The organism is Streptomyces sp. NPDC054841 (genome assembly GCF_053611045.1).
Window position 1 is genome coordinate 1 of the sequence record NZ_JBSGZO010000181.1, and the last position, 14,852, is coordinate 14,852.

The window sequence follows — 14,852 nt, forward strand, 5'->3', positions numbered from 1 at the left end:
CTCCGACCCGCGGCGCAGCCGCTGTCGACTGCCGCGTACTCGGAGGGCGCCCGCCGTCTGTGGCCCGAGGCCTACCTGAACCGCGCGATCGGGTTCCCCAGGTTGCCCACCAGCTGGAGCGCGCCCGACGGGTCCGCGAGATCCACCATCTGCTTGTTGTTGCGCAGCTGCAGCCGGTTGAGGCAGGACAGCGCGAACTCCTCGGCGAACATGTCGTACTGGGCGAACCTGTCGGCCAGCTGCGGCATCGACTCCTGGTACGCGGTGACGCATTCGGCGACCGTCCGCCAGAACGCGTCCTCGTCCAGCACGCCTTCCGTCACCAGCGTGGCGCTGAGGAAGCGGAAGAAGCAGTCGAAGACATCGGTGAAGACCGACAGCAGCTTCATGTCCTCGGGGACCTCGGCACGGACCCGCTCCACGGCCGGCGGAAGGACCGCGTCCGGGTCCATCACACAGATCTCCTCGGCGAGATCCTTGAAGATCGCGCGCTTCACCACGCCGTCCTCGATGACGAGGATGACGTTCTCGCCGTGCGGCATGTACACGAGGTCGTACGCGTAGAAGCAGTGCAGCACCGGCAGCAGATACGCGTCCAGGTAGCCGCGCAGCCACACCTCGGGAGCCAGCCCCGACTCCGTGATCAGCGCGCCCGTGAACGACTTCCCGGAGCGGTCGGTGTGCACCAGCGAGGCCATCGTGGCCAGCCGCTCGCCGCCTTCCAGCGTGGCCACCGGGCTCTCGCGCCAGAGCGCGGCGAGCATCTTGCGGTACGGGGAGAAGCGGTCCGTGGCGGCCTCGTACTCGAGGTGCCGGTAGCCGACCGCCGCGCGCTCCCGGATGATCGAGAAGCGCGCCGCCTTCAGCACGTCGTCGCTCGCGATCAGCGCGGCCAGCCAGTCGTTGATGGCGGGCGTCGCCTCCATGTACGCGGCGGACAGGCCGCGCATGAAGCCCATGTTGATGACGGACATCGCCGTCTTCACATAGTGCTTGGCCGGGTCGCTGGTGTTGAAGAAGGTACGGATCGACTGCTGGGCCAGGTACTCGTCGTCGCCCTCGCCGAGCGGCACCAGACGGCGCTGGGCGATCTCGGCGGCGAAGGTGACGGAGAGCTTGTTCCACCACTGCCAGGGGTGGACCGGCATCAGCAGATAGTCGTCGGGGTCCAGGCCGAGCCCGCGCAGCCGGGCGTCGAAGCGGCCGAGCGTCTCCTCGCCCAGCTCGGCCCGCAGCAGGTTCTCGTAGCCGAGGTCCGTGCAGGAGGTGAAACTCGCGCGGGAGCGGTGCGCGGCGACCCACAGGAGCCGGACCGGGGCCGCGGCCTCGGGGGCGTACCGGTGGTACTCGTGCACGCCGAAGCCCAGCCGTCCGTTGTTGGCGACGAAGCAGGGGTGCCCCTCGGTCATCCCCGTCTCGATCGCCTGGAACCCGGCGCCGGCGAGCGTGGTGGCGGGCACCTCGGGCTTGGTGAGCTTGTAGGCCGTACCGGACAGGGTGGAGGAGATCTCCTCCAGATAGACGGGAAGGACCTCGTCGGACAGGCCCAGTGCACCGCGCAGTTCGGTGAAGAACTCCAGGGCGTCCAGCGGGATCCGGACCCCGTCACGGTGGCGCGAGATGGAGTCCGCGTCGACCTGCCAGTGGTCGAGGGCCAGCCGGCCGGCCGTGAAGCGGTACTCGGTCCTGCCGTCGTCGCTCAGCACCGAGTAGCGGTCGTCTTCATGCGCGCGAGGCGTGAGCAGCCGCTCGTGGGAGAACTCGGCGAGACCCTTGCGGATCAACTGCCGGTTGGCCTCGGCCCACAGCTCGGGGGTGAGGTGGGAGACGCTGTCGATCGGGGCGCTCACCGGGCCACCCCCTCGGCAGCCACGGCCGCCTCGAACTGCTCACGCGTGCAGAAGCTCAGCAGGGCCTTCTTCTCGGGCTTCTGTATCTCGCGCTCGGGTATGAAGCCGACGGCCTCGTTGAGCGCGTGGACGGCCTTGTTCGCCACGTCCGGCTCGACGACGACGCGCTCGGTCGCCGGGTCCGCGAACAGTTCCCGCATCACCGCGGTGATCACGGCACGCGTGAAGCCGTGAACCGGAGTGTCGGTCGGGGCTACCAGGAAGTGCATGCCGACATCGCCCGGCTGCGGCTCGTACAGGCCGACCAGCTCGACGTACGCCGGGTCGTACCGCTCCATGAGGAAGGCGGGCTCGCCGTCGTGGAGGCCGATGAACGCGTCGTGGTGCTCGGCGGCCGCGATCGCCATGTACTCGCGCTCGACGTCGTGGAGTTTGGCGTTCTGCATCATCCAGAAGGCGGCCTTGGGGTGGGTGACCCAGCCGTGCAGAAGCTCGGCGTCCGCGATCGGGTCGAGGGGACGGACGGTGAACGTCCCCAGGGCGGGGGCGGTGGTGCTCATACGGCGAACTCCTGGAACGCGATGGTCTTCTCTACGGGGTAGTACTCGCTGCCGAGCAGCTCACCGATGATGTACGCGTTGCGGTACGCGCCCATGCCCAGGTCGGGCGAGGTGATGGAGTGCGTGTGCACCCCGGCGTTCTGCAGGAAGATGCCGCGCCCGGTGATGTCGATGGCGTAGTTGCGGGCGAGGTCGAAGCGGCCCTGACCGTCCCAGCGGATACGGTCGCGCACGGGCTCCAGGAACTCGGGGGTGACGTACTTGTAGCCGGTGGCCAGGATCAGGCCCTCGGTCTCGATCTCGAAGTCCTTCTCCTGCTCCTCCTGGCGCAGCCCCAGGGTGTACGTGCCGTCCTTGTACGAGGCGGTGTGGAGTGCGGTGTTGGTGAGCAGCCGGGTCGGGACCGGGCCGCCGAGGTTCTTCTGGTAGAGCAGATCGAAGATCTCGTTGATGAGGTCTCCGTCGATGCCCTTGAAGAGGGTCTTCTGCTGCGACTCCAGCCGGTAGCGGGTGGCCTCCGGCAGCGCGTGGAAGTAGTCGACGTACTCCGGAGAGGTCATCTCCAGGGTCAGCTTGGTGTACTCCAGCGGGAAGAACCGCGGGGAGCGGGTGACCCAGTTGAGCCGGTAGCCGTGGACGTCGATCTCGGCGAGGAGATCGTAATAGATCTCCGCGGCGCTCTGCCCGCTGCCGACCAGGGTGATGGACTTCTTGCTCTGCAGCTCCTCCTTGGCCTGGAGGTAGCGCGAGTTGTGGACGAAGTCGCCGTCGAGGCCCTGGCAGGCGTCTGGGACGTACGGCGGGGTGCCGGTGCCCAGGACGAGCCGGCGGCCGCGGTAGGTCGTGCCGTCGGTGGTGTGGACGCAGTACAGCTCGCTTCCGGCGTCGTACGCGACCTTCGTCACCGTCGTGTTGAAGCGGATGCTGCCCAGTTTGGCGGCGGCCCAGCGGCAGTAGTCGTTGTACTCGGTCCGCAGCGGATAGAAGTTCTCGCGGATGTAGAACGAGTAGAGCCGGCCCTTCTCCTTCAGATAGTTGAGGAAGGAGTAGGGCGACGTCGGGTCGGCGAGGGTGACCAGGTCCGACATGAACGGTGTCTGGAGATGGGCGCCGTCGAGGAACATCCCCGAGTGCCATTCGAAGTCCGGCTTGGACTCCAGGAAGACGCCGTTCAGTTCGTCGATGGGCTCGGTCAGGCAGGCGAGGCCGAGGTTGAACGGGCCGAGTCCGATACCGATGAAATCGTGGATGTCACGGTGCTCAGGAGGCGTGGACAAGGTTCTCTCCAAGGTACTGCTCGGCGTGGCCGGCTATCAGATCGAGGACGGCGGCGATGTCCTGCACGGTCGTCTCGGGGTTCAGCAGGGTGAATTTCAGGTACTGGCGGCCGTCGACCCTGGTCCCGGCGACCACGGCCTCGCCGGAGGCGAACAGGGCCTTGCGGGCGTGCAGGTTGGCGCGGTCGATCTCGGCCGGGGAGGTCACGTGCTCCGGGATGTAGCGGAAGACCAGCGTGGACAGCCGGGGCTCGACGACGACGTCGTAGCGCGGGTCGCCGGCCAGCAGCTGCCAGCCCTCTTCGGCGAGGTCGCAGACTTCGTCGAAGAGCTGACCGACGCCGTCGGCGCCCATGACCCGCAGGGTCATCCACAGCTTGAGGGCGTCGAAGCGGCGGGTGGTCTGGAGCGACTTGTCGACCTGGTTGGGGATCCTCTCCTCGACCGTGCGCCGCGGGTTGAGGTAGTCCGCGTGGTACGTGGCGTGGCGCAGCGTCGCCCCGTCCCGGACCAGTACGGCCGACGAACTCACCGGCTGGAAGAAGGACTTGTGGTAGTCGACGGTGACCGAGTCGGCGTGCTCGATGCCCTCCAGCCGGTGCCGGCGGGTGGGGGAGGCGAGCAGTCCGCAGCCGTAGGCGGCGTCCACATGCATCCAGGCGCCGTACTGGTCGCAGAGCCCGGCGATCTCGGGCAGCGGGTCGATGGAGCCGAAGTCGGTGGTGCCGGCGGTGGCGACGACCGCCATCGGGGTCAGTCCGTCCCGCCTGCACTTCGCCAGCTCGGCGGCGAGGGCGACCGTCTGCATGCGCCGCTCCCCGTCGACCGGGACGGAGACGACGGCGTCGCGGCCGAGGCCGAGCAGCGTCGCGGACTTCTGGACGCTGAAGTGGCTGCACTCGGAGGCGAAGATGCGAAGTTTCGACAGGTCGTCCGTCTTGGCCTCTTCGCGGGCGAGCAGCATCGCCTGCAGGTTGGACTGCGTGCCACCGCTGGTGAACACGCCGTCGGCGGCGGGGCCGAGGCCGATCCGGCCGGCGGTCCAGTCGATGAGGCGGCGCTCGATGAGCGTGCCGCCCGCGCTCTGGTCCCAGGTGTCCAGGGAGGAGTTGACCGCGGAGAGGACCGCCTCGCCCACGACGGCGGGGATGACGACCGGGCAGTTGAGGTGGCCCAGGTAGCGGGGGTGGTGGAAGTAGACCGCGTCGCGCAGGTAGACCTGCTCCAGCTCGTCGAGTGCGGCGGAGGCGTCACCGAGGGGCTGGTCGAGATCGACGCCGGCGATCGTGGGAGCGAGTTCGTCGGGGGTCACCCCGGTGAACGGCTGCCGGGTCGTGGCGAGTTTGTTCGCCACCCGCTCGACTCCTTCGGTCACGGAGCGCCGGTAACGCTCCGCCGTTGTGTCATTGAGCAGGTGCGAGCGCATGGTGGGGGTCCTCCCGGTGCGGGGACGTGTCGCCCCCCGGGGAGAGGGGCGAGGGGACGACGTCGAACTTAGGTTAGCCTAACCTAAGTTTCACGCCATGCCGACCCCTCGCGCCTTACGGGACACGGGAGTTGGGTCACACTTCGTCGCGTGGCGGTGCGCTGCCGCGACAGGACTCTGCGGCTGTGTGGCTGCGCGGCTGTGCGGCCACGTGCGGGTTACGCGTCGTCGTCAGGGGTCTCGCGCAGGGCGTCCTCGCTGAGGCCCTTGCGCCAGTAGCCGACGAACGTGACGCGACGGCGGTCGAGTTCACGCTCACCCACCAGATGACGCCGCAGCGCCTTGACCGAGCCGGACTCGCCCGCGATCCAGGCGTACGGAGAGCCGGCGAACTCGGCGGCGCGCACGGCCTCGACGGCGCGGGGGGCACCCTCGTCCCGCACCAGCCAGGTGACTCGGGCGTCGGCGGCGGTGGCCGGCTCCAGCCGGTCCCCGGTGTGCGGGACTTCGAGCCAGGCCTGCGCGCGGATACCGGCGGGCAGCGACTCCAGAATCGCCGAAGCGGCCGGCAGCGCCGTCTCGTCGGCCCAGATCAGCACCGAGTCGGCGTCGTCGGGCAGCCGGAAGCGTACGGCCGTGTTGTCCGGCACCGCGGGGCCGAGGACCGTCACGCGGTCACCGGCGGAAGCTTTCTGCGCCCAGCGGCAGGCGGGGCCGCCGTCCGGGTGGACGGCGAAGTCGATGTCGATCTCGCCGTGTTCGCCGGCCTCGGGGCGCTGTTCCCGCACCGTGTACGAGCGCATCACGGCCCGCACGTCATCGGGCAGCGCCCGCCAGGCGCCGAGCGTGGCGTACATGTCCCCGTCGTCCGACAGCGGGACGACCGGGGCCTCCTGGCCGGGGTGCGGCAGGAAGAGCGAGAGGGACTGGTCGCGGCCTCCGGACTCGAAGTCCGCGAGGGCTTCTCCACCGAAGGTGACACGCACCAGCGACGGGCCGAGCCGCCGCGTCCGAACGACCTGCAGGGGGAAGAAACGGAACGGGGCGGCTACGGCGGTCGTCATGGTCAGGCGACCTTCTTCGCGTTCTCGATGGCCTTCGCCAGGTCCTCGAGGATCGGCGTGCACTTCTCGTACGAGTAGATCGGCTCGGTGACGCGCGGGATGACCTGGCCGGCCTTGACGGCGGGCAGCTGCGCCCACGTCGGCTTGGACTTCAGGGCGTCGGGCTGGATGGCCGAGGCGCGGTTGTCCATCATGATGATGTCGGCCTTGTACTTGTCGACGTTCTCCCAGCTGAGGCCCTCGAACCAGCCGCCGGCGTCGAGCTTGGTGGGCGTCACCAGGTTGACGCCGAGCTCCTTGAAGTAGAGCGTGTCGGTCGGCCGGACCGGGGTGGAGACGTAGAACAGGTCGGCGCTCGCGGAGCCGATGAGCACCTTGATCTCCGGCTTTGCCTTCGCGGCGGCGCGCAGCCGGGCGGCGGCCTTCTCGAAGGCGGCCTTGGCGTCGGCGAGCTTCTTGGTCTTGACGTCGGCGCCGAGGGACTCGGCCAGGTCGACGTGGCGCTGGAGCACCTTGGGCATCGAGTTGTCGGAGGCCCACAGGGCGACGCTCGGGGCCAGCTTGAGGATCTTGTCCTTGGACTGGTCCGGCACGTACCAGAGGGCGTTCTTCTCCCACATGTCGGTGATCAGCACGTCGGGCGCGAGCGCCGCGTACTGCTCGACGTTGAACTCGCCCCAGACGTTGCCGAGGACCTTGACCTTGTTGATGTCGAGGTCGCCCGCCTGGACGTCGCGGGTCTTCGTGCCCTTCGCCTTGTCCTCGACGTACGTCGGGCCGAAGACGCCCTTCACCTCGATGCCGAAGTCGTGGAGCGCGGCCGCCATGCCGGTGAACGCGACGATGTTCTTCGGGGCGGACTTCGTCGTGGCCGTCTGGCCGCGGTCGTCCTTGAACTCCCAGGGGCCGGACTTCTTCGCGTCGGAGGCCGAGTCGCTCTTGTTCTCGGTGCCGCAGGCGGTGAGTGCGACGCCGAGCCCGAGGGCGCCGCCCGCGGCGAGCAGACCGCGACGGGTGAGGTGGGAAGCGCGGGCATTGGGCATGAGGGTTTCGCTTTCGATGCGTGCCGGGGGCGGCCTCTGGGCAAGTTCGAAGGTAGGTTAGCCTAACCTCAGATCTTGTCCAGGGGGAGCCCCCGGCCACGCGACCGAAGCGTTACGCGGACAGGCCCAACTCCCGGGCGATCAGCATGCGCTGGACCTCGCTCGTGCCTTCGCCGATCTCCAGGATCTTGGAGTCCCGCCACATCCTGGCGACCGGGTACTCGTTCATGAAGCCGTAGCCGCCGTGGATCTGGGTGGCCTCGCGCGCGTTGTCGACGGCGACCGTCGAGGAGTACAGCTTCGCCAGCGCCGCCTCCTTCTTGAACGGCTCGCCGTGGACGAGGCGGGACGCCGCGTCGCGCCAGCCGATACGGGCCATGTGCGCCCGCATCTCCATGTCCGCGATCTTGAACTGGATGGCCTGGTTGTCGGCGATCGGGCGGCCGAAGGCGTGCCGCTCCTTCGCGTACTTCACGGACTCGTCCACACAGCCCTGGGCGAGGCCCGTCGCGAGCGCGGCGATGGCGATCCGGCCCTCGTCGAGGATGCGCAGGAACTGCGCGTACCCGCGGCCCTCCTCGCCGAGCAGATTCGCCAGCGGGACACGGACGTCGGAGAACGACAGCTCGCGCGTGTCCGACGCGTTCCACCCCACCTTGGAGTAGGGCGCGGCGACCGTGAAGCCGGGAGTGCCGGACGGGACGATGATCGAGGAGATGAGCGGCTTGCCCTCGGGCGTGCGGCCGGTGACGGCGGTGACCGTGACCAGGCCCGTGATGTCCGTACCGGAGTTGGTGATGAAGCACTTGGCGCCGTTGATCACCCACTCGCCCGTCGCCTCGTCGCGCACGGCGGTGGTCTTCGTGCCGCCCGCGTCCGAACCGGCGTCCGGCTCGGTCAGCCCGAAGGCGCCGAGGACCTCACCGGAACACAGCCGGGGCAGCCACTCGCGCTTCTGCTCCTCCGTGCCGAAGCGGAAGACGGGCATGGCACCGAGGGAGACCCCGGCCTCCAGGGTGATCGCGACGGACGAGTCGACGCGGGCCAGCTCCTCCAGAGCGATACCGAGCGCGAGGTAGTCGCCGCCCATCCCGCCGTACTCCTCGGGGAAGGGCAGCCCGAACAGGCCCATCCGGCCCATCTCGCGGACGATCTCGTAAGGGAACTCGTGCCGCTCGTAGAAGTCGCCGATCTTCGGGGCGACGACGTCGTGGGCGAACTCCTTGACGGTGCGCCGGAGTTCCTCGTGCTCGGGGGCGAGGCGGTGGTCGAGCGACATGACTAGGACTCCTTGTGGGAGGCCGTGCCCGCGAGGGCACGAACGGTGCGGGAAGGGCTGGGACGGCCCAGCCGCTCGGCCAGCCATACGCTGGTGGCGATGAGCCGGTCGAGATCGACTCCGGTCTCGATACCGAGGCCGTGGAGCATCCACACGAGGTCTTCGGTGGCGAGGTTTCCGGTGGCGCTCTTCGCGTACGGGCAGCCGCCGAGGCCGCCGGCCGAGGCGTCGACGGTCGTGACGCCGTGCTCCAGCGCCGCGAAGGTGTTGGCCAGCGCCTGGCCGTAGGTGTCGTGGAAGTGCACCCCGATGGCGCTGGTGGGCACCCCCTCCTCGTTCAGCTGGGCGAGCAGGGCGAGGACATGGCCGGGGGTGGCGACGCCGATCGTGTCGCCGAGGCTGAGCTCGTCGCAGCCCAGGTCCATCAGCTGCTTCGCGACGCGGACGACCTGGTGGACGGGGACCTTGCCCTCCCACGGATCGCCGAAGCACATCGAGAGATAGCCGCGGACATGGATCTCGTCCGCTCTGGCGCGGGCGACGACCGGCTCGAACATGGCGAGCGACTCGCCGATCGTGCGGTTGAGATTGCGGGCTGCGAAGGTCTCGGTCGCCGAGCCGAAGACGGCGATACGGCGCGCACCGAGGGCGATGGCCCGGTCGAGCCCGCGCTCGTTCGGCACGAGGACGGGCAGGGCGACGCCCTGGATGCCGGCGATCCGGGGGAACAGGTCCTCGGCGTCGGCCAGTTGGGGCACCCACTTGGGGTGGACGAAGCTGGTCGCCTCGATGGTCGTCAGCCCGGCGTCGGCGAGGCGGTGGATGAACTCCGCCTTCACGTCCGTGGGGATGACGCCCTTCTCGTTCTGCAGCCCGTCCCGGGGCCCCACTTCATGGATCCGCACCCGCGGCGGGAGGTCCGCGACGGGCACCTCCATCGGCAGTCCGTCAGTCATCGCTCGCCTCCTGGCTCTCCGCGTGCGGGGTGACGACGGCCAGGACCTGGTCCATGGCGACGGTCGTCCCCGGGATGACGTCCAGCTCGGTGACGGTGCCGGCGTGCGGGGCAGAGATGACGTGCTCCATCTTCATCGCCTCGACGACGAGCAGGCTCTGGCCGGCGTCCACCTCGTCCCCGACGGCCACCTTGACGACCGTGACGGTCCCGGGCATGGGTGCGGCGAGCGTGTCCGCGCCCTGCCGCGAGGCGCCGCGCAGGCTTTCGGTCACGGGGTCGTGGTCCTGGACGTGCCAGGAGTCGCCGTCCCGGCCGAGCCAGGTCCCTCCGGGGGCGGTGGCGTAGCTGAAGGTGTGGGTGACGCCGTCGAGTTCGACGGTGACGGTGCCGCCCTCTTCCGCGAGCGCGGCCCGTGTATCCGTAAAGGGCACCCGGACCTCCACCGGGTCGTTGCCCGGGACGCGGAAATGGTGCACCGTCGGGGCCGGTTCGCCGCCGAGCCGCCAGCCGCTCGGGACGGAGAACGGGTCGACCCAGCCGCCCGGGCCCGCGGACGGGGACGGCTGCCGCAGCAGCGCTGCCGCCTCGTAGACCTCGTCCGGGACGCCGTCCGGGACCAGCCCGTCCACCTCCCGCTCCACGAGTCCTGTGTCCAGATCGCCGGACACGACCGCCGGGTGGGCCAGCAGACGGCGCAGGAAGCCCGCGTTCGTCGGGACGCCCAGGGTGACCGTGTCCGCGAGGGCCGCGCGCAGCTTGCGCAGGGCGGTCGCGCGGTCGGGGCCGTACACGATGACCTTCGACAGCATCGGGTCGTACAGGCTGGAGACCTCAGTGCCCTGGCTGAGGCCCGAGTCCGTGCGGATGCCGTCGCCCTGGGGTTCGTGGAGGGCGAGGACCGTGCCGCCGGAGGGCAGGAAGCCGCGGGACGGGTCTTCGGCGCAGATACGGGCCTCGATGGCGTGGCCGGTGAGCGCGATGTCGTCCTGCGTGAACGGCAGCCGCTCGCCCGCCGCGACGCGGAGCTGCCACTCCACCAGGTCCAGGCCCGTGATCAGCTCGGTGACCGGGTGCTCGACCTGGAGGCGCGTGTTCATCTCCATGAAGTAGTACGCGGAGGGATCGCCGCCCGGGACGATGAACTCCACCGTGCCCGCGCCCCGGTAGCCGCAGGAGCGCGCCGCCTGCACCGCCGCCTCGCCCATCGCCGCCCGGGTCTTCTCGTCGAGCAGGACGGACGGGGCCTCTTCGATGATCTTCTGGTGGCGGCGCTGCAGCGAGCACTCGCGCTCGCCGAGGTGCACCACATTGCCGTGACCGTCCGCGAGGACCTGGATCTCGATGTGCCGCGGGCGGTCGATCCAGCGCTCCACGAGCAGCGTGTCGTCGCCGAACGACGCCCGCGCCTCGCGCCTGGCCGCCGCGATCTCGTCCAGCAGGGCCGACTCCACACGGGTGAGCCGCATGCCCTTGCCGCCGCCGCCGGCGGAGGGCTTCAGCAGCACCGGCATGCCGATCTCGCGGGCGGCTTCGGCCAGTTGGTCATCCGTCAGGCCGGATCCCGAAGAACCCGGGACCACCGGAACGCCGGCCAGCCGCACGGTCTCCTTCGCGCGGATCTTGTCGCCCATCAGGGAGATCGCCTCGGCCGGCGGCCCGATGAAGACCAGGCCCGCGTCCGCGCACGCCTGCGCGAACCGGGTGTTCTCCGCGAGGAAGCCGTAGCCCGGGTGGACCGCCTGCGCGCCGCTGCGCCTTGCCGCGTCCAGCAGGCGCTCGACGGACAGATAGCTCTCGGCGGCAGGCGGCGGGCCCAGCCGCACCGCCGTGTCCGCCTCCCGGACGTGCCGGGCGTCGGCGTCCGCGTCACTGAAGACGGCGACGGAGCGGATCCCCATGGCCCGGAGCGTGCGGATGACGCGGACCGCGATCTCGCCGCGGTTGGCGACCAGAACAGTGTCAAACATCAGTCCCTCACATCCGGAAGACGCCGAAGCCGGGCTCACCCAGCGGGGCATTGGCACACGCGGTCAGGGCCAGACCCAGCACCTGCCGCGTCTCCAGCGGGTCGATCACTCCGTCGTCCCACAGCCGGGCCGTCGCGTAGTACGCGCTGCCCTGCTGCTCGTACTGGGCGCGGATCGGGGCCTTGAAGGCCTCTTCCTCGTCGGCCGGCCACTCCTCGCCGCGGCCCTCGATCTGGTCGCGCTTGACGGTCGCGAGCACCGAGGCGGCCTGCTCGCCGCCCATGACCGAGATCTTGGCGTTGGGCCACATCCACAGGAAGCGCGGTGAATAGGCCCGGCCGCACATCGAGTAGTTGCCCGCGCCGTACGAACCGCCGACGACGACCGTCAGCTTCGGCACGCGCGTGCACGCCACGGCCGTGACCATCTTGGCGCCGTGCTTGGCGATGCCGCCCGCCTCGTAGTCCTTGCCGACCATGAAGCCCGAGATGTTCTGCAGGAACAGCAGCGGGATGCCGCGCTGGTCGCACAGCTCGATGAAGTGCGCGCCCTTCTGGGCGGATTCGGAGAACAGAATGCCGTTGTTGGCGACGATCCCGACCGGATGGCCGTGGATCCGGGCGAAGCCGGTGACGAGCGTCTGCCCGAACTCCGACTTGAACTCGGCGAAGCGTGAACCGTCCGTGATGCGGGCGATGACCTCCCGCACGTCGTACGGGGTGCGCGAATCCACCGGCACCGCGCCGTACAGCCCGAACGGATCGACCTTCGGCTCCTCGGCGGGCTCCACCGACCAGGGGAGCGGCCCGCGCTCCGGCAGTGTCGCGACGATGTTGCGGACGATGCGCAGGGCGTGGGCGTCGTCCTCGGCCAGATGGTCGGTGACGCCGGAGACCCGGGAGTGGACCTCGCCGCCGCCGAGCTCCTCGGCCGTGACCACCTCGCCGGTCGCGGCCTTCACCAGCGGCGGGCCACCCAGGAAGATCGTCCCCTGGTTCCGCACGATCACGGCCTCGTCGCTCATCGCCGGGACGTACGCCCCGCCGGCCGTGCAGGAGCCGAGCACCGCCGCGATCTGCGGGATGCGGGCGCCGGAGAGCCGCGCCTGGTTGTAGAAGATCCGGCCGAAGTGGTCTCGGTCCGGGAAGACCTCGTCCTGCATCGGCAGGAAGGCGCCGCCGGAGTCGACCAGATAGACGCACGGCAGCCTGTTCTCCAGCGCGACTTCCTGGGCGCGGAGGTGCTTCTTCACCGTCATCGGGTAGTACGTGCCGCCCTTGACCGTGGCGTCGTTGGCGACGATCACGACCTCGCGGCCGCTGACCCGGCCGATGCCGGCGATCACCCCGGCGGCCGGGGCCTGCCCGCCGTACATCCCCTCGGCGGCGAGCGGCGCCAGCTCCAGGAAGGGCGAGCCCGGGTCCAGGAGGGTGTCCACCCGCTCGCGCGGCAGCAGTTTCCCGCGCGCGGTGTGCCGGGCGCGGGCCTTCTCGCCGCCGCCCAGCCGGGCCGCGCCGAGCTTCGCGCGCAACGTGTCGGCCAGGGCGCGGTGTGCCGCCTCATTGGCCTGCCAGGCGGCGGAGGCGGGGTCTGCCGCGCTCGCCAGCACAGGTGCCTGCTGCATCCGGCAGGACTCCCTTCGTGTTAATGAGCGTTAACCCATTTCCTTCAGGTTAACGAGCGCTAACTGCCTTGTCTAGAATCAATTGCATGAGCACCCGGACCGACTCCCCGACCCGTCGCGAGCAGATCCTCAAGGAAGCCGCCCGCCTCTTCGCCGAGCGCGGCTTCCACGGAGTCGGCGTGGACGAGATAGGCGCCGCTGTCGGAATCAGCGGCCCCGGGCTGTACCGCCACTTCGCAGGCAAGGACGCGATGCTCGCCGAGCTGCTGGTCGGCATCTCCGGCCGGCTGCTGGACGGCGGCAGGCGCCGCGTCGCCGAGGCGGACGGCGTCCCGCAGCAGGTTCTGTCGTCGCTGATCGACGGGCACATCGACTTCGCCCTCGACGACCGCCCGCTGATCACGCTCCACGACCGGGAGCTGGACCGGCTGCGCGACAGCGACCGCAAGCTGGTGCGACAGCTGCAGCGGCAGTACGTCGAGCTATGGGTGGACGTGGTCCGCACGCTGCACCCGGAGGTCCCCGAAGGCCAGGTGCGGGCGGCCGTGCACGCGGTGTTCGGCCTGCTCAACTCCACCCCGCACCTCGGCTCGTACGGGAACGGCCTGCCGGGCCGCGCCTCGATGGAGGCGCTGCTGCGCAAGCTGGCCCACGGGGCGTTCGCGTCGCTGTCCGGGTGAAGCGGGTCCCGGGGGCGGTGCGGGACGGGGCGGGCCGGCGGGCGGCAGCGGCGTCCGGGCTTTGGGACGCCCGGCACGCTCCGCACACCTGACGGCACAATGGGCGCATGCCGATACCGAACCGTGCCGCCCTCGTCGACCACCTCGTCCGCACACGTATCGCCGGAGATGTCGCCACACCCCGCGACAACAACCTCTCCCACTACCGCAAGCTCGCCAACGGAGACCGCCACTACTGGCTGGGCCTGGAGCTCGGCGACCGCTGGAGCGACGAGCAGGACGTGCTGGCCGTCATGGCCGAGCGCTGCGGCGTCAACGACGATCCGCAGTACCGGTTCGGACAGGACACCATCGACCCCGAGCTGACCGTCGACGCCCTGGACCGGATGGCGGCGCGGCTGAAGGAGGCGGCCGCCGCGCAGCAGTCGGTGCTGCTCGCGACCGGTCACCCGGGCGGGCTGCTCGATGTGCACCGGCAGACCGCGGACGCGCTCAGATCCGCGGGCTGCGAGATCGTCCGGATCCCGTCCGGGCTCACCGCGGACGAGGGCATGGTCTTCCAGTTCGCCGATGTCGCCATGCTGGAGCGCGGCGCGACGCTGTGGCACACCCATTCGCCGGAACCGATGGCAGCGATTCTGGACGGGCTGATGGGCGCGGGACGGCCCCAGCCGGATCTCGTGGTCGCCGACCACGGCTGGGCGGGCTGCGCCGGGCAGCGCGGGATCGACGCCGTGGGCTACGCCGACTGCAACGACCCGGCACTGTTCATCGCCGAGGCGGAGGGCACCCTTCAGGTGACGGTCCCGCTGGACGACCATGTCACGGACCCGCGTTTCTACGATCCGCTGACGGCGTATCTCCTGGACGCGGCGGGTCTCCTCTGACGCCGGGCGGCCCACCCGCCGCGGGCCGGCCGTGTTCACCCGGGGGGTGACCCCTGGAGTCCCCGCCGGGCCCACCCGTCGCCGCGGGCCGGCCGTGTTCACCCGGGGGAGGACCCCCGGACCCCCCGCCGGGCCCACCCGTCGCCGCGGGCCGGCCGTGTTCACCCGGGGGGTGACCCCTGGAGTCCCCGCCGGGCCCACCCGTCGCCGCGGGCCGGCCGTGTTCACCCGGGGGAG

At 70.2% G+C, this 14,852-nt stretch carries 12 protein-coding genes; 2 read left to right on the forward strand and 10 right to left on the reverse strand.

Going from position 1 to position 14,852, the window contains the following annotated elements; genetic code table 11:
• Positions 1-71: 71 nt before the first annotated feature.
• From ACWGI8_RS23210 to ACWGI8_RS23255, 10 genes are all read right to left on the reverse strand, one after another.
• Positions 72-1,850 (reverse strand): IucA/IucC family protein, encoded by a 1,779-nt coding sequence (locus ACWGI8_RS23210; protein WP_453663573.1) that lies wholly within the window; start codon positions 1,848-1,850, stop codon positions 72-74.
• Entirely contained in the window at positions 1,847-2,410 is a 564-nt protein-coding gene (locus tag ACWGI8_RS23215) for a GNAT family N-acetyltransferase (RefSeq protein ID WP_453663574.1), read from the reverse strand. The genes ACWGI8_RS23210 and ACWGI8_RS23215 overlap by 4 nt, the downstream gene beginning before the upstream one ends.
• Positions 2,407-3,687, reverse strand: coding sequence for a lysine N(6)-hydroxylase/L-ornithine N(5)-oxygenase family protein (locus tag ACWGI8_RS23220; RefSeq protein ID WP_453663575.1), 1,281 nt, complete (start codon positions 3,685-3,687; stop codon positions 2,407-2,409). The genes ACWGI8_RS23215 and ACWGI8_RS23220 overlap by 4 nt, the downstream gene beginning before the upstream one ends.
• Positions 3,671-5,113, reverse strand: a complete 1,443-nt coding sequence (locus ACWGI8_RS23225) for a pyridoxal phosphate-dependent decarboxylase family protein (protein WP_453663577.1) — start codon at positions 5,111-5,113, stop codon at positions 3,671-3,673. The genes ACWGI8_RS23220 and ACWGI8_RS23225 overlap by 17 nt, the downstream gene beginning before the upstream one ends.
• Before the next feature lie 218 nt (positions 5,114-5,331).
• Complete coding sequence (locus ACWGI8_RS23230) at positions 5,332-6,177, reverse strand: siderophore-interacting protein (RefSeq protein ID WP_453663578.1); 846 nt, start codon at positions 6,175-6,177, stop codon at positions 5,332-5,334.
• Between the two features lie 2 nt (positions 6,178-6,179).
• Positions 6,180-7,220 (reverse strand): ABC transporter substrate-binding protein, encoded by a 1,041-nt coding sequence (locus tag ACWGI8_RS23235; RefSeq protein ID WP_453663580.1) that lies wholly within the window; start codon positions 7,218-7,220, stop codon positions 6,180-6,182.
• Between the two features lie 112 nt (positions 7,221-7,332).
• On the reverse strand, positions 7,333-8,499 hold the full coding sequence (locus ACWGI8_RS23240) for an acyl-CoA dehydrogenase family protein (RefSeq protein ID WP_453663581.1): 1,167 nt from the start codon (positions 8,497-8,499) through the stop codon (positions 7,333-7,335).
• 2 nt (positions 8,500-8,501) lie between these two features.
• Positions 8,502-9,455 carry a hydroxymethylglutaryl-CoA lyase gene (locus ACWGI8_RS23245; protein ID WP_453663582.1) on the reverse strand — a complete coding sequence of 318 codons (954 nt, stop codon included), beginning with the start codon at positions 9,453-9,455 and terminating at the stop codon, positions 8,502-8,504.
• Positions 9,448-11,424: an acetyl-CoA carboxylase biotin carboxylase subunit gene (locus ACWGI8_RS23250; protein ID WP_453663583.1), complete on the reverse strand. Its 1,977-nt coding sequence runs from the start codon at positions 11,422-11,424 to the stop codon at positions 9,448-9,450. Before ACWGI8_RS23250 ends, ACWGI8_RS23245 begins: the two co-directional genes overlap by 8 nt.
• 7 nt (positions 11,425-11,431) lie before the next feature.
• Complete coding sequence (locus ACWGI8_RS23255; protein ID WP_453663584.1) at positions 11,432-13,048, reverse strand: carboxyl transferase domain-containing protein; 1,617 nt, start codon at positions 13,046-13,048, stop codon at positions 11,432-11,434.
• 86 nt (positions 13,049-13,134) lie between these two features.
• Between ACWGI8_RS23255 and ACWGI8_RS23260 the strand changes: the two genes are divergently transcribed.
• Positions 13,135-13,728 carry an SACE_7040 family transcriptional regulator gene (locus ACWGI8_RS23260; protein ID WP_453663586.1) on the forward strand — a complete coding sequence of 198 codons (594 nt, stop codon included), beginning with the start codon at positions 13,135-13,137 and terminating at the stop codon, positions 13,726-13,728.
• A 107-nt stretch (positions 13,729-13,835) separates the two neighbouring features.
• Entirely contained in the window at positions 13,836-14,615 is a 780-nt protein-coding gene (locus ACWGI8_RS23265) for a phosphatase (RefSeq protein WP_453663587.1), read from the forward strand.
• Positions 14,616-14,852: the final 237 nt, after the last annotated feature.

Excerpts from the sequence above, each read along its gene's own strand:
- ACWGI8_RS23215 (WP_453663574.1), bottom strand. The coding sequence starts at position 2,410 with ATGAGCACCACCGCCCCCGCCCTGGGGACGTTCACCGTCCGTCCCCTC.
- ACWGI8_RS23225 (WP_453663577.1), bottom strand. The coding sequence starts at position 5,113 with ATGCGCTCGCACCTGCTCAATGACACAACGGCGGAGCGTTACCGGCGC.
- ACWGI8_RS23230 (WP_453663578.1), bottom strand. The coding sequence starts at position 6,177 with ATGACGACCGCCGTAGCCGCCCCGTTCCGTTTCTTCCCCCTGCAGGTC.
- ACWGI8_RS23235 (WP_453663580.1), bottom strand. The coding sequence starts at position 7,220 with ATGCCCAATGCCCGCGCTTCCCACCTCACCCGTCGCGGTCTGCTCGCC.
- ACWGI8_RS23240 (WP_453663581.1), bottom strand. The coding sequence starts at position 8,499 with ATGTCGCTCGACCACCGCCTCGCCCCCGAGCACGAGGAACTCCGGCGC.
- ACWGI8_RS23245 (WP_453663582.1), bottom strand. The coding sequence starts at position 9,455 with ATGACTGACGGACTGCCGATGGAGGTGCCCGTCGCGGACCTCCCGCCG.
- ACWGI8_RS23250 (WP_453663583.1), bottom strand. The coding sequence starts at position 11,424 with ATGTTTGACACTGTTCTGGTCGCCAACCGCGGCGAGATCGCGGTCCGC.
- ACWGI8_RS23255 (WP_453663584.1), bottom strand. The coding sequence starts at position 13,048 with ATGCAGCAGGCACCTGTGCTGGCGAGCGCGGCAGACCCCGCCTCCGCC.
- ACWGI8_RS23260 (WP_453663586.1), top strand. The coding sequence starts at position 13,135 with ATGAGCACCCGGACCGACTCCCCGACCCGTCGCGAGCAGATCCTCAAG.
- ACWGI8_RS23265 (WP_453663587.1), top strand. The coding sequence starts at position 13,836 with ATGCCGATACCGAACCGTGCCGCCCTCGTCGACCACCTCGTCCGCACA.